Annotated in this window: 19 protein-coding genes and 1 tRNA gene; 9 read left to right on the top strand and 11 right to left on the bottom strand. The window is 50.6% G+C overall.

The window, feature by feature from the left end:
* Nucleotides 1–107 precede the first annotated feature (107 nt).
* Nucleotides 108–2,756: a DNA polymerase I gene (gene polA, locus BUA24_RS01045; protein WP_072787877.1), complete on the bottom strand. Its 2,649-nt coding sequence runs from the start codon at nucleotides 2,754–2,756 to the stop codon at nucleotides 108–110.
* Nucleotides 2,757–2,854: 98 nt separating this feature from the next.
* Here polA and BUA24_RS12365 point away from each other — a divergent pair, with 98 nt between their 5' ends.
* Nucleotides 2,855–3,025 carry a hypothetical protein gene (locus BUA24_RS12365; protein ID WP_178138654.1) on the top strand — a complete coding sequence of 57 codons (171 nt, stop codon included), beginning with the start codon at nucleotides 2,855–2,857 and terminating at the stop codon, nucleotides 3,023–3,025.
* A 64-nt stretch (nucleotides 3,026–3,089) separates the two neighbouring features.
* Here the strand turns inward: BUA24_RS12365 and BUA24_RS01050 are convergent, their stop codons facing one another.
* From BUA24_RS01050 to BUA24_RS01070, 5 genes are all read right to left on the bottom strand, one after another.
* Nucleotides 3,090–4,007: a cytochrome c oxidase assembly protein gene (locus tag BUA24_RS01050; RefSeq protein ID WP_072787878.1), complete on the bottom strand. Its 918-nt coding sequence runs from the start codon at nucleotides 4,005–4,007 to the stop codon at nucleotides 3,090–3,092.
* A 114-nt stretch (nucleotides 4,008–4,121) separates the two neighbouring features.
* Nucleotides 4,122–5,075 carry a cytochrome c oxidase assembly protein gene (locus BUA24_RS01055; protein ID WP_245790238.1) on the bottom strand — a complete coding sequence of 318 codons (954 nt, stop codon included), beginning with the start codon at nucleotides 5,073–5,075 and terminating at the stop codon, nucleotides 4,122–4,124.
* A 107-nt stretch (nucleotides 5,076–5,182) separates the two neighbouring features.
* Complete coding sequence (locus tag BUA24_RS01060) at nucleotides 5,183–6,370, bottom strand: hypothetical protein (protein ID WP_143146314.1); 1,188 nt, start codon at nucleotides 6,368–6,370, stop codon at nucleotides 5,183–5,185.
* A 113-nt stretch (nucleotides 6,371–6,483) separates the two neighbouring features.
* Complete coding sequence (locus BUA24_RS01065) at nucleotides 6,484–8,262, bottom strand: SCO family protein (RefSeq protein WP_143146315.1); 1,779 nt, start codon at nucleotides 8,260–8,262, stop codon at nucleotides 6,484–6,486.
* A gap of 35 nt (nucleotides 8,263–8,297) precedes the next feature.
* Entirely contained in the window at nucleotides 8,298–9,131 is an 834-nt protein-coding gene (locus BUA24_RS01070; protein ID WP_178138656.1) for a hypothetical protein, read from the bottom strand.
* A 57-nt stretch (nucleotides 9,132–9,188) separates the two neighbouring features.
* On the opposite strand from BUA24_RS01070, the gene BUA24_RS01075 reads away from it, so the two are divergent.
* A complete protein-coding gene (locus BUA24_RS01075; RefSeq protein WP_072787887.1) occupies nucleotides 9,189–9,761 on the top strand; it encodes an RNA polymerase sigma factor in 573 nt (190 codons plus the stop codon).
* A gap of 17 nt (nucleotides 9,762–9,778) precedes the next feature.
* Here BUA24_RS01075 and BUA24_RS01080 read toward each other — a convergent pair whose 3' ends face one another.
* On the bottom strand, nucleotides 9,779–10,393 hold the full coding sequence (locus BUA24_RS01080; protein WP_072787889.1) for an ANTAR domain-containing response regulator: 615 nt from the start codon (nucleotides 10,391–10,393) through the stop codon (nucleotides 9,779–9,781).
* 105 nt (nucleotides 10,394–10,498) lie between these two features.
* On the opposite strand from BUA24_RS01080, the gene BUA24_RS01085 reads away from it, so the two are divergent.
* Nucleotides 10,499–11,167 (top strand): MBL fold metallo-hydrolase, encoded by a 669-nt coding sequence (locus BUA24_RS01085; RefSeq protein WP_072787891.1) that lies wholly within the window; start codon nucleotides 10,499–10,501, stop codon nucleotides 11,165–11,167.
* 49 nt (nucleotides 11,168–11,216) lie between these two features.
* Here the strand turns inward: BUA24_RS01085 and BUA24_RS01090 are convergent, their stop codons facing one another.
* Nucleotides 11,217–11,471 (bottom strand): hypothetical protein, encoded by a 255-nt coding sequence (locus tag BUA24_RS01090; RefSeq protein ID WP_072787893.1) that lies wholly within the window; start codon nucleotides 11,469–11,471, stop codon nucleotides 11,217–11,219.
* A 207-nt stretch (nucleotides 11,472–11,678) separates the two neighbouring features.
* Between BUA24_RS01090 and BUA24_RS01095 the strand changes: the two genes are divergently transcribed.
* A complete protein-coding gene (locus BUA24_RS01095) occupies nucleotides 11,679–13,025 on the top strand; it encodes a glycoside hydrolase family 25 domain-containing protein (RefSeq protein WP_072787895.1) in 1,347 nt (448 codons plus the stop codon).
* Between the two features lie 104 nt (nucleotides 13,026–13,129).
* Here BUA24_RS01095 and BUA24_RS01100 read toward each other — a convergent pair whose 3' ends face one another.
* A complete protein-coding gene (locus tag BUA24_RS01100; RefSeq protein ID WP_072787897.1) occupies nucleotides 13,130–13,804 on the bottom strand; it encodes a PilZ domain-containing protein in 675 nt (224 codons plus the stop codon).
* Between the two features lie 145 nt (nucleotides 13,805–13,949).
* Nucleotides 13,950–14,032, bottom strand: a tRNA-Leu gene (locus BUA24_RS01105).
* Nucleotides 14,033–14,220: 188 nt separating this feature from the next.
* Here BUA24_RS01105 and BUA24_RS01110 point away from each other — a divergent pair.
* From BUA24_RS01110 to BUA24_RS01130, 5 genes are all read left to right on the top strand, one after another.
* Nucleotides 14,221–15,444 carry an ACP S-malonyltransferase gene (locus tag BUA24_RS01110; RefSeq protein ID WP_072787898.1) on the top strand — a complete coding sequence of 408 codons (1,224 nt, stop codon included), beginning with the start codon at nucleotides 14,221–14,223 and terminating at the stop codon, nucleotides 15,442–15,444.
* A 4-nt stretch (nucleotides 15,445–15,448) separates the two neighbouring features.
* Nucleotides 15,449–16,384, top strand: coding sequence for a beta-ketoacyl-ACP synthase III (locus BUA24_RS01115; protein WP_072787907.1), 936 nt, complete (start codon nucleotides 15,449–15,451; stop codon nucleotides 16,382–16,384).
* Entirely contained in the window at nucleotides 16,377–17,117 is a 741-nt protein-coding gene (locus BUA24_RS01120) for a 3-oxoacyl-ACP reductase family protein (protein ID WP_072787909.1), read from the top strand. Before BUA24_RS01115 ends, BUA24_RS01120 begins: the two co-directional genes overlap by 8 nt.
* Nucleotides 17,118–17,186: 69 nt before the next feature.
* Complete coding sequence (gene acpP / locus BUA24_RS01125) at nucleotides 17,187–17,426, top strand: acyl carrier protein (protein WP_072787911.1); 240 nt, start codon at nucleotides 17,187–17,189, stop codon at nucleotides 17,424–17,426.
* Nucleotides 17,426–18,640, top strand: a complete 1,215-nt coding sequence (locus BUA24_RS01130) for a beta-ketoacyl-[acyl-carrier-protein] synthase family protein (protein ID WP_072787913.1) — start codon at nucleotides 17,426–17,428, stop codon at nucleotides 18,638–18,640. The genes acpP and BUA24_RS01130 overlap by 1 nt, the downstream gene beginning before the upstream one ends.
* A 106-nt stretch (nucleotides 18,641–18,746) precedes the next feature.
* Here BUA24_RS01130 and BUA24_RS01135 read toward each other — a convergent pair whose 3' ends face one another.
* Nucleotides 18,747–19,613 (bottom strand): DUF4389 domain-containing protein, encoded by an 867-nt coding sequence (locus BUA24_RS01135; protein ID WP_072787914.1) that lies wholly within the window; start codon nucleotides 19,611–19,613, stop codon nucleotides 18,747–18,749.
* Nucleotides 19,614–19,671 lie beyond the last annotated feature (58 nt).

Consider the following 19,671-nt stretch of genomic DNA (forward strand, 5'->3'; position numbering starts at 1 on the left):
ACTATTTACCGATCGTTTATGCAAGGATGACCGACTTGCCTCTCGAGAGGTGAAAACCCCACCTAAAACTGATGCACGGGAGCGAATCGACAGCACGCCCCACTCCTTTACTTAGCGTCAGACCATCTCTTTCCGATACCAACGTTTACAACAAGGGGTACCACAAGTTTCATTGCGTTGCTCATTGCGTCTTCGACGATTTCAGCGACCTCAGCAGCGATACTTTCTTTGCTCTCGACGACCACCTCGTCATGGATCTGCAGAACCAACTGTGCCTCTTTGTCGCTAAGCCTCTCTTCAATTCGTAGCAGCGCCACCTTGAAGATATCCGCAGCTAGGCCCTGGATACCAGCGTTCATCGCCTGTCGTTCAGCTGCTAGTCGCAAGGACCGATTAGCCGAGTTTAGGTCTGGGAAGTAACGGCGTCTACCCAGTAGCGTCTTGGTATACCCCAGCGACCTTGCCTCTGCAACGGATCTCTCGGTGTAGGACTTCACCTTCGGGAACGCCGAGAAAAAAGATTGAAGAATATCCTCCGCCTCCAAAGTCGAGATATTTAGACGTTGAGCAAGACCGTACGCCTCCATACCATAAGCAAGACCGTACGCAACCATCTTCGCCTTACTTCTCTGTTCAGCAGTGACGGCATCGATAGGTACTTGAAACACCATGGAAGCAGTCTCAGAGTGTACATCGTGATCAGAGGTCAGCGCAGCGATGAGGCTTTCATCATGTGACAGATGAGCGATCACTCTCAACTCAATCTGAGAGTAGTCAGCTACTACAAGCACCGAACCTTCAGGCGCCACAAAGACGTCCCGAAACAGTCTCCCTCTCTCGCTTCTTATCGGTATGTTGTGCAAATTGGGTGACTCTGATGAGATGCGTCCTGTTCTTGCCACTGTCTGGGAGAACGTGGCGTGGATACGTCCATCATCACGCACCTCCGCTAAAAGTCCTTCTGCAAAGGTCGACCGAAGCTTGTCAACCTCCCTGTAGGAAAGTATCAACTCCACGACGGGATGAACTCCTCGGAGCTTTTCAAGGACTTTAGCATCGGTCGAATAACCCGTCTTAGTCTTCTTGCCTGCTGGAAGCTTTAGGTCTTCGAAGAGTACTTTAGCGAGTTGCTGAGGCGAGTTAGGATTGAGATCCGGCCGAGTGAGACTGCGAATCCTATCCAAAAGCTCAGCGCTCTCTCTTTGGAGATCAAAGTTCAGCGACCTAAGCACTGAAACGTCTACCAACACCCCTCTCACCTCCATACGGGCAAGCACTTTGGAAAGGGGCACCTCGACGCTTTCAAACAGCTCCATAAGTCCACCATCAGTAAGCCGTTGTCTAAGAGGTTCTGCTAGAGCTGCCAAAACCTCTAGGCGGCGTTGGAGCTTCTCCGACGAATGCTCGGAGACGCCTTGGAGAAGGTTTGACTCCTCCGACCCTTGACTCGCAGATATGTTCAGATACCGCCAAGAGATAGAGTCAAGGTCAAGAGACCGAGATCCAGGATCTATGAGATACTCCGCTAAGGCACAGTCCATGACTACGTCCACCTCACCCAAGCCCATCATTCCCAAGGCACGCAACAAGGACTTAAGCGAGATACCCCCTACGGCTCGACCCTTCAACTTCCCTATGAGCTCTCTAAGCTCCTCGACAAATCCTTCCTTATCCGCTTTGAGAACTGCGAAGTTCCTACCATTCGCAACGGCCAGGTATTCGAGTTCATCGCGCGATCCACTCCCTAGCGAGTAGTCCAAGGTGGGAACAGATTCATCGAACTCAAGTTGCCCTATTGATACGGGTAAAAGAGTGGGAATTTCAACTCTGGCGCCCCTTGCAGTGGTATCTTGAAATAGATCGTCGTCCACATTCGTTGGTCGCTGTGTGAAAGCTTTGCGAAATGCAGTATATGCACTTCGTAGATCCAGTCCGATAAAGGTTGCCTCGGCCATTTGCGGGTTCCATTCCGCAATCCGTAAGTCATCCATGGTCTCCGAGAGCGGTACATCCCTTACCATCATCGTCATCTTTAGGTTCAGATCCACCTGATCCTTGCAGGTAGATAGAGCCTGCCTCTGTTTTTCAGGTAAAGCATCAAGGTTCCTGTAAACCTCTTGCACCGACCCATAGGTCTGGACTAGTTTCGCAGCCGTTTTTTCGCCAATACCTGGAACGCCGGGCAGGTTATCAGAGGGGTCCCCTCGTAAAGCAGCAAGATGTGGGTACAGCCTTGGCGGGACTCCAGTCTTTTTCTCCACGGCTGATTCATCCATGAGATCGATCTCACTGACTCCCCGGCGGTTGTAAAGTACCGCTACCAAAGGATCTTCGACGAGTTGGAAGGAGTCTCTGTCCCCAGTCACAATAAATGACTTTATGGCGCGATCACGCGCAAGCGTAGCCAGCGTTGCCACCACGTCATCAGCCTCGTACCCCTGCTGTTCAACTACCTTCACACCAAGGCTTGCGATAAGTGGACGCAATATCTCGAGCTGGGCTTTGAGTGCCTCTGGTGTCGTGGGTCGTTGCCCCTTATAGGTCGCAAGTAGTTCGTCTCTAAATGTCGGGGCTGGAAAGTCCAGTGCAACTGCGAGGTAGTCCGGTCTGTAACGTTCGATTAGGGTTGCAAGCATCTTAGAAAAACCATGAAGAGCGTTAGTGGGTTGGCCAGAGGAGTTTGTCAGCGTTTGAGGAAGCGCATAAAAGGCTCTGAACGCCAGAGAGTAACCATCAACGAGCAGGCAGGTGTCCAACAAAGTATCCTTATTCCAGGCCTCTGAATACACAAGACAGTGAAAAGATATGTAGCTTCACGTTCCAAGTCTACTCACAGGTAGCTAACGTAGCTATCATGAACACCCTACTGCCGCTCATTCTCGCTCTCTTTGGGGTATCGATGATCTATTGGACCACAAAAAGAAGATCCGTATTTCCAAAGGCGATCGTTATCGCCTCTTATATCTTCTACTTTGCAATCGTCGTGGTCTCCATAGCCGACGCCGCAGGGGTTCTTAGGAGATAGCAACAAAGAGCATTGGCATCTGAAACTAAGGTCACAACCACAAGTTGCAGGCGAGGGAACCTCGTTATAGCTCACCTCCGTTGGCCAAAGTATCAGAGCTAGATACTTCCTCGTATCTGCGGTCTAACCTTTGAGCCTCCCTCTCCTCTGCCGAGAACCACTGGAAAAAGATTGGAACTATACCCCCGACTATTGAGAACTCACTTAGACCCCAAAGCAACGCACCGCCAGCATGCGTAGTACCTAGAGAGTACATAGATGCAACTGGCGTGGAGGCGCTCATAAGCGCAATACCTAAGAAGGTATCAAAGGGTACGCCAAGAACCAGCGCAAGAAACTTCATACCGAATCCCATCTTCCACCTTACAATTGGGTCCGGGCTCACAAGTGGCCACCAAAACAGCGTCGCACCAAACAAAAACCCCAGGTTGATTAGATCCATCAGCCACATATGCAACATTGCAATGTTGATGAGGGGCGTGAGAAAAAACACGTACATCACACCGTAGTACAAAGTCCAAGCACTGAGAGGATTTGATATAAGGAGAAAGGGTTTAGAGTGCAGGACAGATAACCAACGGCTCTTTGTCTTTCTTGAAGAGGTCTGAAGCAACAATGTGCTCGGTGCCCCGAGCGCCAACAAGGGCGGGGACAGCGCCATGAGAATCATGTGCTGAGTAACATGAACAGAAAATGACGAACCCGCAAGTGTAGCTATAGGGGACTGTAGCGCTATATCAACGGTCAATAGACCGATGAGGAAATTCACCGTTCTTGAGGTCTTCCAGTGAACCCCTCTCGTTCTAAGCTCTCTTACACTTTTTAGATACCAGATGCCCACCAGCACTACGAGAACGAGAATAAACATAGAAAATGGCGACCAACTCCACGAGCTCAGCATCGCCCCCCAAGAAAACCGAGGGAACATCATGGACTTAGATGGACCCATGCTCATCTGCGCCAACAGATAGAGGTTATACACGTTTCACACTCCTGCTTCCGACAGTGAAAGAACCTTCGGATCCCGGCATCACATGACTTAAAGGTACCACGGTTACCTGCAAAGCCAAAATCTGCCACATAGATCTTTCAACAGTTAGTTCTGTGATCCAGGAGGCACCACAACCGGCCGCTTGATCCGCTTCAGCCATGGGGTAGGTTCGTTGTACTCGCCTGCGTCAGACTGAGACATCCATAGTTTGATGTTGTAATAAGCTGTATACACAAAGGGCTCCATACACAAAACCCAAAGCACTGAAGCGGCAATCTGCTGGTCAGCCATTGCACTTAGAGTCTTCCCTGGAATATGGGAGTATACCGAAAACCAAGGACCTGAAGAAAGTCCGAGCAACATAGCCAACATGAAGGACGAGTATGTGCCAACGAGGATCATACCAAGCCGGATAACGGGGTTTCCTACCCTCTTTGGGAAAGGTGGATTATCGATGAGATGCACAAATAGACCGATCCCAGCCGTTATGAAGGTGAAGTGCATAAGGTCCATGACGTATTCGTTCGTAACGGCGTAGGTCATCAAAGGGGGATAAAACCACACCCACATCACAGCTATGAAGTAGATCAGGGCGAGAAGCGGATTGGTAAGAAACCTCATAATCGAAGCCAAAGGACCTTCAAGAGACACGATCGTTGCCAACTTGTCCATCGCTCCGTCAAGCCGATTTGGAACGCCAAGTCTCATAATTTGCCAAGGCTTCGAGCCAACGATAAAAGGGGGGACGGCAATCATCACGAGAACATGGATCAACATGTGCATGTAAAGATACACCATCGACCAGTACATCACCGGAGTAAAAAAAGATACCGACATTAAGAACATGCCGATCATGAACATAATGACACTTTGGGTGTCTGCACCTACAGACAGAGGCCTACCCTCACTTTGATCCCTGTAGGCGACCTTTAGACCCCTGAAGTATAGAAGTGAAGGAACGATGATAAACGGCAGCGTTATTATCAGATCCAACGACCAGTTGGATAGAAGGTACTTGACCACAAACCCAGCGTGCGACGATACCGCCGACATATTCATATCAGGCACGAATACCACTCCCTAGTATAAAATTTAGTTCCTCGTCGCGGTAATTGTCGGATATCTCTCTCATCACAGCCTCACCTCTGCACGCCTTAGTGGTCAACTTAGTTGGCTCTGGTCTGCTTAAATACATAGGCCAATACTCCATTGATCGTGCCAGAGAAATTCGATCTAGCACTCAAATCCCTTAGCTCTACCTGGTTCGGAGTACCTGAGTACAAAAACAGGTCGCTCCCGAAGGAGACAGGCAACACATTAGACATCGAGACCGCTGGCACAGAAAAAGACTCAAGCGGCGCGTTAGAGCCAGCACGCGGAAGTTCAGTTATGTCGATGTGTCCATCGGAACCCTTCGACAATATCGAGATAGCGACCAAGGGCTGCACCTGACTCGGAGTGCACCCAATAAACTGACTCGGCACTACATTTGTGGTTTGTACTATTGGCGAGGAAGGGTTGTATCCGTCGCCAAATACCCGAGTGGTTACAACCTCAGAGTCCGAAGACGATCCGCTTGGAGTACAGGTCGCGGCCACCTCCCCCGATGAGGTCAAAAGAGTGACACCCCTAAGTAGAGGTGAGACCGTTCCGTAGCTAGTCCAAGTTCCACTTGACGAAGAGTACGAGGCCTCATAGGTTGTACTAGATCCCGATCCTCGGTAGATAGCGATAACACCAGAGCCAAATCCCAAAAGATCTTCAACCTTGTACATTCCAGGAGGAGTTGGAACTGCGCTAAATCCTCCCTGCAGCGGCAAAGAAGCTCGCACGACGGAGTCAGATCCGTTCTTTTTGGCAACAGCTACGTAGATACCACGACTGGTAACAGCTATAGGGCTCGTGATGGGCGCCATAGGAAACCCTAGCTCCGCCGTCGACCAAGTCTTACCAACAGTCGAGGACACGAAGATAGGAGAGAGTAGCATAGACTGATATGCGTGCACCCCCGCAACCAAATAACCATCTCCGTTTGCAGCGACCGCAATCCCTCCACGAGTGCTTACCCCAGGCGGAGTTATGAACTGGGTCTGATGAGTCTGGGTATTAAACCCCACGAGAGCCCAGTAAGGACCAGATCTTCCAGTCAGGACCATCTCGCTGGGAGAGTACTGAATCGCATTGCTAAGAACACTTTGGCTGGTGGATAAAGACGAAGACAGCTCCGCAGGTGAAGAAGGTAAAGCTGGAGAGCTTTGACAACTTGTAAGCGCCAAGGAGGCTAAAACTGCTAAGGCCGGCGCCGAAACCTTAGTAGTTTTCCCCTTGTTCTCAAACCTCCTCCATGATCTCACTAGAGCCAGCCCGCAAGAGTTATTGCTTGACACGTAAATACTGTTCGCTTTCTAACTACTGAATAGATTTCCCAAAGATAACACTCACTAACCATACGCAGAATCACTCTGCCCTAACCGACGATTGGCTGCGCCGCCTTGTAGATCAAAGACACGTAGCTAGTCGTCAACTGCTCATTGGCTGTATCTTCAAGAACCGATACCTCTTGACCCTTTGGATTTATAAAGTACAGCAGCTGCGAGTGAAGCACCATGCCCTCTCTCGGCGTTACCACCGTGACCTCATAACCGTTCCAGATCTTTTGCAACTGGGCATCACTACCTGTTAGGAAGTAAAAGTTCTTGTACTTAGAGAGACTATGAGAGACAACAAACGCCGAGGTGTCTGCGACAGAGTGAAAAACCGGATCCGCTACCACGGCGACAAGAGCTACGTTCGACGCCCTAGAGCCAAACTCAGAGTCGGCAGCAACCATCTCCTGTGCTATGAGCGGGCAGGAGTCGTAGCACACCGGATCAAGGAACGTTAGGATCACCGGTCGTCCCCTAAATGACGAAAGCGATACCTTCTGGCCGTTGTAGTTGGTAAGAGAAAATCCAGGAGCCGGCGTCTGCTGTAGTGGCTGTACACCAGCGGAGTCCACCTGGGCCATTGCGTCTGAGGTGGGGCCAGGCACCGCTACGGCGACTATACCCAAAGAAAGTAAAAGACCGGTTAGTGGCAGTCCCGCAACAAACCCCTTTATCTTCGAGAACGGACCCTCCAATACCTCCCTCTCAAGGGGAACGCTTGCTCGATCGACCGCCACAGCCTCGGCGCTTCGAAGCAAAGATAGGGCTAGCACGATGAATGGAAGGCCCGAGTTGAAGTCCGTAGCCGTCGATGAAAACACACCGAAGTCCATCCCGACCCACCATCCGAAAAACATCACCACCGACGCAGAGATAGAAGAGACCTTCGACTTTGGAAGCACATAAAGCAAAAGGGCTGAGGCGATCGGCAACACCACGAGCATCGAGTTAGCAACGATAGGAGAGGCTGAAGCCAACGAGGCGAACTCTTTAACTCCGAATGAGGCAAAGCCTGGCTGATTGGCCTGGGCCATCTGCGACATCATCGACGACAACCCACCCGGTTTCCAGTACCCTTCACTTGGAAGAGCCTGTAGCACACCACCGACTAAAAGAAAGGCAGCCGAGAAATAAGCCACGACTCGAGCGTCTTTGACCCACGGTCGTCCAGACTCGGCGGCCAGGAGGTAGATAGCCGCAAAGCCGTAGATCAGAATCGCAGCGGGGGCACCGGTTACGAACGCCGCACCATGGTAAAACACTCCAGCACCGTTACCCACTACAAAGACGATCAAAGACCATATGAGCGAGACGTATAAGACGCCTCTTCTAAGCACCCCCCTTGAGAGCGTCAAAAGACCAATTCCGATCGCTAGCTGTATCCACGCAGTGGCTAGGTCAACCCTGATTGGGTGCGCGTTCCAAATATTTAGAAACACGTTAGCAATAGATACAATAAAGGAGGGAGCTCCTTGCAACGCAGGTTGCGCAACTTGGGATATGAATCCACCGGGCATATCGGGCCTTAGTTGGAACAGTCCATCTACAACCCAGAGAACTCCAAAGCCGATCCGTATGAAATGTGCCCTAGGAGAGGTAGAGAGGTCTTCTCCATTCATCCACGGCCTGCCGTCAAAGAAACGATCAAAACGCCCTTTGAAACTCACACCGAATAGAGAGGTTGTAATCCCTAGTATCACAACAAGACCCAAGGCAGCTACCGCACTAAGCAGCAACAACGAATATAGCGAAGACGCCAGTACGCCGTAGTCTTGGGCAGATGAACCCATTCCTGGCATTGTCTTTACTTCCTTTCTCAATACAGACTAAAACCATACCAAACAAATCCAACAGGTCAGAGTGTGACCTTGAAGGTAGCGTCCACCTTGCGCTCCAATGGGCTACAGGGCAAGGCAGCTACTGTCTTTGAAGCTGTTACAGCAACCAAGCTATGGTGGCTGTAAGCGCTTGAGGCTTCGACCTTCGCTATCGAAGAGGTAATCAAAATCGGAGCCAGAACCACCAGCGCCATGGCCACCCGATACCTCCACCTCGTTATTGGGGACTCTGACACCACTCTTACAATTTCTTTCGTTACAGCCTTCGATTGAGATTGGCTCATCGATCTAACCAGTAAATCAGAGCCGATATAACTCATAGATAGTGCAACTGTCTCGACGAGGAGGTTCAAAGATAGGAACTCCCCAGATACATAAGTCGCAACTAACAGTATTGCGATAAGCGCAAGCCCTAGCCTGAGAATGGATCTAGCAAGCACAGCGAAGCGCTGCACATAAAAGCCGAACCAAAATAAAGACGCTAACACCAAAAGCGCTACCAGAGCTGCACCAAGCAGCGAGGCTCCGTTCTTCACTGACCCGAGGGTAGTCTTGACCACGTAGATATCTAGAAGAGTTGAGACGACACCGAACATCATCGCTGTCCATCTGAAACTCTTCCTCTCCACCGCGTAAAGTACAGATCTAAGCGGAGCGGATGACTCGACTACCAGGCCTCGCTTTCTGAGCTGCATCATACCCACTTGCGCCTCAAGTGACGTGAAGACGTACTCTCGGCAAACTGGACACACCGAAAGATGGCGATCAAAGTCACTCCAAGGCATAGAGTCTTCAGCGTCCAAGAACGCATCGAAACTTTCACAAAAGCTTTCGCAACTAGTTGTTCTCACCGATATGGCATTCGCTGGAAGTACTCAAAAAGTTGGAAGCAATTTAGACTTGAGGATATGGCAGCTGGAGGTTTCCGGGATAATCACGACGACAGCCTGAGGGAGCTTCTAGTGGATGCCTCCAAAGGCGACGTCCTTGCGTTTGAAGAGTTCGTGCGAAATACCAGGGCAATGGTATTCTCCTACGTTTTAGGAATGGTTCCAAGAGACATGGTCGAGGACGTGGTACAAGATATCTACCTTAGGCTGTGGAGAGCTAAAGGCTCATACAACTCTGACTTTGATGCAAAGGCCTTCCTTTTCACGTTAGCCTACAGAAGTTGCACCGACGCACTGAGGTCCCACTCAAAACAACTTCGCAACATTGCCGCCGTCGCAACTGAAGCCCAAGGTACAGGAGAGATCTTCCCAATCTCGCAGTCTGATCTTGCCATTGATCTTACCGTCCTTAGTAAAGAACAAAAAGAGGTGTTGTTACTAGTTGGCGGAGAGGGCTTTTCTTACGCTGAAGCTGCAGAGATACTAGGCATCAAGGTCCAAACTGTAAAGTCTCGTCTGCACGAGGCACGCCGTCTACTGCAAAGATCAAAGGAAAACTCCAGGGACTCTTCACGGGAAAATCTTGCCTAAAGCTGTCGCTTTACCCTTTAGCGGTCGGCCGTTTCGCTCGGCACCAACTCTCCGTCAATAACTGCGTTCGCCACCTCTCTCATAGATAACCTGCGATCCATAGCGGTCTTTTGAATAAACCTAAAGGCCTGTGGCTCGGTCAGCGCGTAAGCCTCCATTAGCTTGCCCTTAGCACGGTCAAGCGCCTTGCGAGTTTCAACCGCAAACTCTAGGGCCGTCTTTTCGTCACGTACAAGGTCGAGCTCTTCCTCCAAGGCTATAGCTTCGTTGTAACGCGCAATGGCAAGCTCGATAGAGGGAACTAGCTCCGATGCTTGAAATGGTTTCACAAGATACGCCATAACACCAGCTTCTCTAGCAGCCTCCACCAACGAACGTTGAGAGAATGCAGTAAGAATCAAGGTGGCACAGATCTTCTCCTTACGTAAGATCTTCGCCACTTCGATCCCGTCCATACCTGGCATCTTCACATCTAGGACTGCTATATCAGGTTTTTGCTCCATGGCAAACTTTAGCGCCTCATCCCCTGCACCAAAGTCACCGACAACGTCGTAACCCTCTACCCTTAGCATCTCTTTGAGGTCCAGACGAACAATGGCTTCATCTTCTGCCAACAAAACCCTGACTGGCATTTACCACACTCCCTTAGAGACTCTCAACTACCACACATCAGCTCCCCCGACCCATTGCTCTAGTATCTTTGAGTAAAGAGACTTGGCACAACAAAAGGAGTACGTATGATCGTAGTGGGACTTCCGCTATGGGTGGCTCAAACCAACTGCTGGATAATCTCGCAAGACGGTAGCGAATGCGTGCTAATCGACGTACCTCCAGACCCTAACACCATCGTGGATGAGCTGCGACAGCGAAACATGAAGGCTGTTGCAGTCATAGCCACCCATGGACACGTAGATCACATCGGTGGGATCTCCTCAACGGTGGCTGAAGAAGGACACCACACCCCAGTACACATTCATCCCAACGATAGACACATGCTTATGGACCCACTGGTCAATAGCTCGATGCTCTCGGAACACCTTTTAGCTTCCGGTGTGGCACTTACTCCTCCGGAAAACATCGTCGGAGTCACAGATGGAGATCACATAAAGGGTGCAGGCATGGACTTTGAAGTTTTGCACACACCTGGCCACACCCAGGGGTCCATATGTCTGAAGGTCACAAACGAAGATAATGAGACTCTTTTATTTAGCGGCGATCATCTCTTTAGGAACTCAATCGGGCGCACAGATCTACCAGGTGGATCGTTAGAGCAGCTTATGGTGTCGATGAAAGAAAAGATACTGCCACTTCCCGACGACATAACTGTTTTGCCTGGTCACGGCCCTACTACGACTATAGGTCGAGAGAGAACACACAACCCCTTTATTTTACAGATAGACCGCTAGCACGAGCTCAACATACGTCGCTCACACAAAGGTCGTAGTAACGAGGGGTCTAGCTACCTTCAATCTCTGAAGAGATCCGTTGACGAAGATAAGTATATCCCTTGAAGTTATCTTCGACGTCTCTATGCACTCCAGTTAGCCACGTATCAAAGTCTTCCCTTGGCTCCAGATCTTTGATAACCTTCTGGCGCTTGATGCGCTCCTCTTGAGCACGAACCTCGCTCTCAAAGTACCGATCATACGCTATAGTCAGCAAAATCAAGACTACGCACGCTATCACCAAAGCGATCATCCCCACCCCCAAGCTGAGACCTAAAGCTAGTGCTGTCCTCCTAGCAAGCTATAGATCTTCGCCGTCTATGACCCAATAATGAAATGTTACATAACGCCTACTACAAAAATTGGGGTAAAAGTATCTATTACGTAGTAATACCGCCCTAGGTTATTTACAGGACTCAAGCAAGCAGCTTGGATCGGTCTGCGAGATTGAGCGGTTAGGGAGCACGTTATCATGGGTAGCTGGAAGAAGATTGTGTCTGTACGCTTCGTGTTTGCGCTTGCTATGGTCGTAACTTTATGGACTTCCCTCACCAAAGCAGCCTCTTATCAACTGCGAGATCAAAGCCTTGTACAAAGTTCAAATCCCCTTAGCGTGGGGGGCTATACAGAAGTTGCCTCTGACGGGGGTATATTCAACTTTGGAACGTCCCGGTTTTATGGTTCTATGGGTGGTCAACCCCTAAATCAGCCGATAGTAGGGATGGCCTCAGACCCACAGACCGGGGGATATTGGCTTGTGGCCGCAGATGGCGGAGTTTTTTCCTTCAACGCTCCGTTTTTTGGATCCATGGGTGGACATCCACTAAACAAACCGATCGTTGGAATGGCTTCAACTCCTGATGGACGTGGATATTGGCTTGTGGCCGCAGATGGCGGAATCTTCACCTTTGGAGATGCGGCTTTTTATGGTTCTATGGGTGGTCAACCCCTAAATCAGCCGATAGTAGGGATGGCCTCAGACCCACAGACCGGGGGATATTGGCTTGTGGCCGCAGATGGCGGAGTTTTTTCCTTCAACGCTCCGTTTTTTGGATCCATGGGTGGACATCCACTAAACAAACCGATCGTTGGAATGGCTGCGGTGCCACCAACTTCAACGCTTCTAAGTCCGGGGGCTCAGGGTTTCGACTTGTCCAACTTCCAATGTCAAGACTATCAGGGAGCAACCGGTGGAGTGTTTTACATTGATGAGGTTTCCGGAGGGCCATTCTTCAATAACACCTGCCTCACCCAGGAGGCTAGCTACTTCGGTTCTGCGTCGGCTCAGGGGTATATCTTTATGGGCAATACAGTACCGCCTCCACCAAATGCACCGCCTCCACCACCTTGCCCAGCACAACTAGCACCTACCCAATGCCCTTACTATCAGGTGGGCTACCAAGAAGCGATGAGCTCTTACACCTATGCAACCCAGACATCTCAGGTATTCCCCACCATTTGGTGGCTCGACGTCGAGGGCAACGACTGTGCAGCTTTTACAAACGGTCAGTGGTCCGTCGAAGGCGGCGGACAAGGAGCATGCTCCCCAAATCCGACGTACAATACAGCCGCAAATGCAGCGACGATTCAAGGAGCGGTCGACTTTCTTGAAAGCGTAAAAGGACTGACCGTAGGTATCTACTCCACATCTACCTACTGGTCAAGTATCACCGGCGACCTGATTCTCCCCATAGGTACCCCGCTTTGGGAACCAGTTATCGGGGGTAGTTGCAGTAACGCACTGGCCTTTGGCGGCGGATCAATATCTATAGTCCAGTATCAGATAACAGGAACATACGACCAAGACGTAGCCTGCTAGATACCCTCACACAGGTCCGGCCCCTTTCGAGAACTCAATATTGTCACGTCTTTGCAGAACCCTTAGGCACTGCCCTCGCCGTCACTGGCTAAATGCGTCGTAATTTATTCAACCAAAAGGCGCTTCTTGGCAACTTGGGCTTGAAACACTGCTCGGCCAATTCGACGCTCTGCTTCTGGCTTTAGCCGACTGAAATGCAGTCCCACCACACCGGTGCGAACTGAAGCTACAGACGCCTCTACTTCAAGAACACCATCTGGAAGATGGAGAGACACATGGACTAAGGTTCCTTCTACAAACTCATCTGTTCCCTGGGTCAGAACTCCAATACCTGAATTAGAGATATCTTTGGTTAGAAGGACTCTAGAGATCTTCCGGTCACCCTCTACCGCCTCAACGGTAACGGAGTACTCCACCGGAACACGTACATAGGCTCTGCGATTTAATACGCTCCACTCAGAAAGTATCTGAAGGTTGAACCCAAACTCCCCAAGGTCAACGGCTGGCTTAACCAGAACCCGACATTCATAGCTCTCCGAAAACAGTGAGTAGATTAGACGGGCCTCTTTGGAGACTATCTGTTTTCTTGGAACATCGCGCAACAGTGCAAAGATGGAGGTGTTGGTACGGTAAAGAACTTCGCCAACCACGATAAGGTCGGCCTGGCTCCCAGACAGATCAATGACGCCTTGTTCCGATGATTTAGTCGAACCCACCGAAGGTTCCCTTACGACATATAAGGAGATACGAGAACCCTCGTCTATCTCAACTTCCTCCATCGCCCACACCTCCACATCAAGCGCACGATCGAACCATCAAGATTAGCGTCGTCAAACCAAGGACAACCTCTTTGGCAACCATCTGCTCGGATATATCGGTAGGAGCTGAGTTGACTTTAGACGGAGTAGACATGATCGAGGTTAGTACCCGGGGCGGGACTCGAACCCGCATGCCCTTTCGAGCAAAGGCTTTTGAGGCCTCCGTGTCTACCATTCCACCACCCGGGCAGGACAACACGATAAAGCATAACATAGGAGAGAGCAGTCGATGTCCGTCGAGGATAAGAACCAATCTAAATCTCAAAAAGATTGCAAATGGTTGTAACCAACAGAAACCGACTGCGGTCTAACCAATGTAAGTCGTAATAAATTTCGGTGAAGCAAGTAGATCGTCGGAAACGGTCATGTAAAGTTAGGTGACGGTTCTCGGGGAGGGAGTCAATTTGATCTGTTTTGTATTTCCCGGACAGGGTTCCCAGCGTGAGAAGATGGGTGAAGCATGGACAGATCATCCGTCATGGGAGCTCGTTGAAGAAGCATCACAGGTAGCAAATCGGGATCTGGGCCACTTATTGCTGAGCGCTGACTCAGCCGAACTCTCCATGACGCGCAACACCCAGATATCGACGTTCCTTATGTCGATGATTGCACTCGACTCGATAGAGCGGCTCGGTATCTCGCCTCAGATCTGCGCCGGACACTCGCTAGGTGAGTACTCCGCCCTAGTGGGAGCAGGAGCCATGACCTTCGATGCAGCAGTGAAGCTCGTAGCAGAGCGTGGCGAGGCGATGCAGCTTGCTGCAGAAGAGAATCCTGGTGCAATGGCAGCAGTCTTAGGGGCATCAGACGAGTCTGTCCTAAGCCTATGTGATGCAGCGGGAGAAGGTGTCTTCATTGCAAACTACAACTCCGATGGTCAGACCGTTGTTGCTGGAACCATCGAAGCGATCGATAGGCTCATCGCCCTACACAAGGACTTCGGTATTAAAAGAGTTATCAAGATTCCAGTCGGCGGTGGATTCCATACACCACTTATCAATTCAGCACAACCCAGATTGAAAAAGGCTCTCGGAGCCACTCGGTTCTACGATTCCGACATACCCGTCATATCGAACGTAGACGCTCGGGAACACTCAAAGGCGTCTGAGTGGCCAGAGCTACTGCTTGAACAGCTATGTTCGCCCGTCCTTTGGAAACAAAGTATGGAGTTGTTGCGGAAGAGCTCGCCAAAGCTAGTAGTTGAAGTCGGTCCTGGTGGCGTGCTTACAGGGCTATTCAAACGTTCTATGCCCGAGGTAACAGCTCTGTCGGTATCAAAGCCCGAGGATCTTGAGTTCCTAATTGAACAGGTTGCCGATCAGGGTCCTCTGCACGAGTGGGCAACTTACCACCACGGTGAACGCTTCTACTCCTCCGAGCGTCTTGTAGTTGCCGATTGCGCAGGAGTATTCTCCCCAGATCCAGAGCTAGTAAAAACTGGCCAAGGTGCAACGATACTTGTAGGGCAACGAGTTGGCTCGATCGGATCCAGGGACGTAAGATCACCGTTTTCTGGAAAGCTCCAGAGCATGATAGCGGTGGAGGGAGAGAGAGTCACGACAGGCCAGCCTATAGCGTGGTTACAAAGCGAGGAGATGTAGATATATGGCCAAGGGGTCCAAGATAATTGGCGTGGGCAGCGCTCTGCCTACACAGGTCGTTACGAATGCAGACTTTGAGCGAAGGCTGGAAACCTCAGACAGATGGATCACTGAAAGAACAGGCATCCGTGAGCGCAGGATGGGGGGGACCACCTCCGAACTAGCGGTCGAGGCCGGGATTGAAGCCATTAAGTCCGCTGGTTTAGCCCCATCCGACATCGACTTCCTGATACTTTCCACCACCACGCCAGATCAAACCGTACCGGCTACATCGGCAGTTGTCTCTGACAAAATAGGTACGGCGGGCGGAGCTATGGACCTAAACGCTGCGTGTGCAGGCTACGTTTATGCTTTAGTAGTCGCCAACTCCCTCATCGTTACAGGTCAGCATCGAGTGTTGGTAATCGGTTCCGATACGTTATCCAGAATAACGGATCAAAACGATCGCTCTACTGCGGTACTATTCGCAGACGGAGCGGGCGCCGTTGTACTTGAGGCGACGGAAACACCATCCCTCCTTGGCTGGGATCTCGGAATAGACGGCTCTGCCCAACCCATTCTCTACTGTGATCACGGCGGCTACATGAAAATGGAAGGCAGGGAGGTCTTCAAAAGAGCCGTGCGAGCGATGGTCGACTCTGCTAACAAGGCTATGGAAATGGCCGGAGTCGAGGCACGTGATATATCACTTGTAGTGCCCCATCAAGCCAATATCAGAATTATTGAGGCCGCCAACGAGAGACTCGGGATCGATATGGCTAAGACAGCTATAGTTTTGGATAAAACCGGCAACACATCTTCAGGATCGGTTCCGCTAGCTTTACACGATGCGATAACAAAGCAGATGATCCAGCCCGGGGAACTGATTCTCTTTAGTGGATTTGGGGCCGGGATGACCTGGGCATCAGCGGTTATGAGATGGGAAGACCAACTTGTCTGAAAGCACCGATAAGAAAGGGCATGCCCTAGTCACCGGAGGCACCAAGGGAATTGGGAGGGCGATTGTCGAGAGACTCATCAGCCTCAACTACACAGTTTCAGCGACATTTCGCAGTACCGATCCGGACCCTATACTAAGAGAGCAGGAGTCCTTACACACCTTTCGCTGTGACGTGTCCGACAAAGACGATATCGACAGAGCACTGGAAAGTGCAGTTGAGACCTCCGGCCCGGTAACGCATCTCGTGACCAACGCTGGTATGACTAAAGATGCACTTCTACTTCGTATGAAAGACGAAGATTTTGACGAAGTACTACAGACCAACCTCTACTCTACATATCGTCTCACTAAAGCTGTACTTCCCGGCATGGTAAAAGCTAGACGTGGCAGAGTTGTATACATCTCCTCGGTGGTTGCCTTGATGGGATCGCCCGGCCAGTTCAATTATGCCGCATCAAAGGCAGGCCTTATCGGGATGGCTAGAGCCTTAGTCAGGGAGGTTGGGTCACGAAATATAACGGTCAACGTCGTAGCACCAGGAGCCATCGACACCGAGATTTTCCGAGGCGCCGGTGAACAGCGGATAAGCTCCATAACGCAAAGCATTCCCTCCGGTCGGGTTGGACGGCCCGAGGAGGTAGCATCTTTGGTCGGTTACCTACTCTCTGATGATGCAAGCTACATCACCGGAGCAGTAATACCCATCGACGGTGGATTGGCGATGGGTCTATAGATTAGCTGCAACGCTTTACTCGCAGCACGGTTCTACATTCTGAAAACAGGAGATTGAAAGGAAATCAGTATGGATAGAGAAGAAGCATTTAGTCGGTTCAAAGACTGCACAGTAAAGGTTCTGCACGTCGAGCCAGAGAAAGTGGTACCCGAGGCTACCTTCGCGGAGGACCTCGAGATAGACTCACTTGACCTTGTGGAGTTGGTAATGGCTCTTGAAGACGAGTTCTCCATTAGTGTTCCGGAGTCCGATCTCGAAGGTGTCGACACCGTAGGAAAGGCTTTCGATCTCGTTTATGGGAAACTGTAATGCGTCTCACATGGGACAGTAATCATCCCGACGGCGGACTAAGAGCCACAAGGAAGGTGGCAATTGTTGGCGTGGGTGCTGTGTCTGTGGCAGGCATCGGCAAGGAAGAGTTCTGGAATGGACTCTTCCAGCCTACTGTACCGGGAGTCAAGAGAATCGAAAACTTCGATCCATCGCCCTGGCTTAACCCCAAGGAACTACGGAGATATGACCGTTTCAACCAATTTGGAGTTGCAGCTGCAGATCTAGCCATGAAAGATGCGGGAGACCTAGGCCTGCCATCGGAGAGCGTGGGTGTCTTCATGGGTTCGGGGGTCGGCGGACTCGAGAGCCTCGAAAATCAGATTATCCTTGCTCAACAACGTGGATACAATCGGGTTACTCCGTTCTTGGTTCCGCTGCTGATGACCAACGCTGGGTCCGCATCTATCGCTATGAGATTCGAGCTAAGAGGACCATGCGAGACTACATCTACGGCATGCGCCTCTTCAAATCACGCTATCGCTAACGCCGCACGGCTCATCGCAACAGGTCGTTGCGATGCCATGTTAGCTGGAGGACAAGAGGCTGCTATCACACCAGCCGCCACTGCTGGCTTTACCAACATGACCGCCATCAGTTCTTGCGGTATATCCCGCCCCTTCGATGTCGAAAGAGACGGTTTTGTTCAAGCTGAAGGTGCTGGAGTCTTGGTCCTAGAGGAATACGAGCATGCGGTTTCGCGCGGAGCTCACGTATACGCCATCATCGAAGGCGCAGCTTCAAATGAGGACGCCTATCACATCACTGCACCGTTGCCTGGTGGCAAAGGAGCGGAAGCATGTATGCGTCTCGCTCTTGATGATGCCGGAATATCACCCGATATGGTGACTCACATCAACGCACACGGCACATCTACTCCACTTAACGACCTCTCCGAATCTCAGGCAATCTATTCCATATTCGGAGACAACTGTCCCCCAGTTACTTCAGTAAAGGGCACGTTAGGTCATGCTCTTGGCGCAGCTGGTGCGCTAGAGGCAATTGCGGTAGCACTAACCTATGAACGATGTCTCATTCCAGTAACCGCTAACACCAAGTCGATTGATGAAGATATGAAGATCGACCTCGTCATGGATGAACCTCGAGACTTCAAAAAAGGGCATGTCATATCCAACTCGTTCGGCTTTGGAGGGCACAACTCCTGCATAGTCTTTGGACCAGCACCAGCCTAACTGAAGACAAATTTGTAATCCAAACTATCTATAACCCTTATAGAGTGAGAGGAAATCGCTTTTAGAACCGGTTCCTCTTACTCTATCCGTGTCGCAATAGAGCTGACTAGGGCGCGATAACTAAGGACTTTGAACTGTGGGACTGCGTTATTTTTGAATTGTGGAACTGCGTTATTGATGAACTTGTTGAGGTAGATGCAGAAATGCTAGAACCTTGCGTTGCAGCAGACACAACAAGGCCAACGACCAGCATCCCCGCTACGAGTACTTTAGAGGTCTTAGTGTGGCTTTGCAACTTCTCCTCAGAAAACTTAGGCACAACCTTACTTCCCGCATCTAAGCTGTACAACTCTTTACTTACGTCTCTAGCTATCTGGACCCTAAAGTCTTCTCCGAAGAGACCGTTTGGATAAATAGAGCTCAGCATCAAAAGCCACGCTTGCGCTCGAATGATAAAACGTATCGCTGCGTAGTTCGCCAAAAAGATCGAGATCGGCACCTCACCCAAGATCACGACCATCGCCCATTCAACGACGCCTACGAAAAACAGTCCCGACGACAACAGTTGTCCAATAAATAACGCAGGCCAGGCTAGCACTGCCCTGAACAGGATCGATAGACGCCCCATCTTCGCTGGCGTGAACTCTACCTTCACCGGATAATCTTCTGCGGCACCAAGCAACGGGGGGTATTTATTTGAGAGGAAGTAGAGGTAGGAGATTAGCCGAGCATAGTAGCCGGTCAGGTAAGCAAAAACATTTACCCCGAATTTTGGAAGCCGCCCCATTACGAGCGTAGCCAGCCAGATAAAGGGGGCAGCGAAGCCAACCACAAGCGAAAGGACCAGGTAAAGAAATATATGCGGTAACGCTAGAACAAACCTCAGGCCAACTGAGATTCTGCTTACGTATCCCTCGTAGCTTACCTCCAAATCGGTAGGCCTGGCGACGTTATCTTCGTAGACGTAACTCATTTTTCCCCCACCCTTACTACATACAGTTTCATTTTATCCCTCATAAAATTTTCGATCA

Origin of the sequence: Ferrithrix thermotolerans DSM 19514, assembly GCF_900128965.1 — a bacterium.
In the GTDB taxonomy this organism is placed as follows: domain Bacteria; phylum Actinomycetota; class Acidimicrobiia; order Acidimicrobiales; family Acidimicrobiaceae; genus Ferrithrix; species Ferrithrix thermotolerans.

Bases quoted from the DNA above. Each gene is read 5' to 3' on its own strand.
- BUA24_RS12365 (WP_178138654.1), top strand. From the start codon at position 2,855: ATGAACACCCTACTGCCGCTCATTCTCGCTCTCTTTGGGGTATCGATG.
- BUA24_RS01055 (WP_245790238.1), bottom strand. From the start codon at position 5,075: ATGAATATGTCGGCGGTATCGTCGCACGCTGGGTTTGTGGTCAAGTAC.
- BUA24_RS01075 (WP_072787887.1), top strand. From the start codon at position 9,189: ATGGCAGCTGGAGGTTTCCGGGATAATCACGACGACAGCCTGAGGGAG.
- BUA24_RS01080 (WP_072787889.1), bottom strand. From the start codon at position 10,393: ATGCCAGTCAGGGTTTTGTTGGCAGAAGATGAAGCCATTGTTCGTCTG.
- BUA24_RS01085 (WP_072787891.1), top strand. From the start codon at position 10,499: ATGATCGTAGTGGGACTTCCGCTATGGGTGGCTCAAACCAACTGCTGG.
- BUA24_RS01095 (WP_072787895.1), top strand. From the start codon at position 11,679: ATGGGTAGCTGGAAGAAGATTGTGTCTGTACGCTTCGTGTTTGCGCTT.
- BUA24_RS01100 (WP_072787897.1), bottom strand. From the start codon at position 13,804: ATGGAGGAAGTTGAGATAGACGAGGGTTCTCGTATCTCCTTATATGTC.
- BUA24_RS01115 (WP_072787907.1), top strand. From the start codon at position 15,449: ATGGCCAAGGGGTCCAAGATAATTGGCGTGGGCAGCGCTCTGCCTACA.
- acpP (WP_072787911.1), top strand. From the start codon at position 17,187: ATGGATAGAGAAGAAGCATTTAGTCGGTTCAAAGACTGCACAGTAAAG.
- BUA24_RS01130 (WP_072787913.1), top strand. From the start codon at position 17,426: ATGCGTCTCACATGGGACAGTAATCATCCCGACGGCGGACTAAGAGCC.
- BUA24_RS01135 (WP_072787914.1), bottom strand. From the start codon at position 19,613: ATGAGTTACGTCTACGAAGATAACGTCGCCAGGCCTACCGATTTGGAG.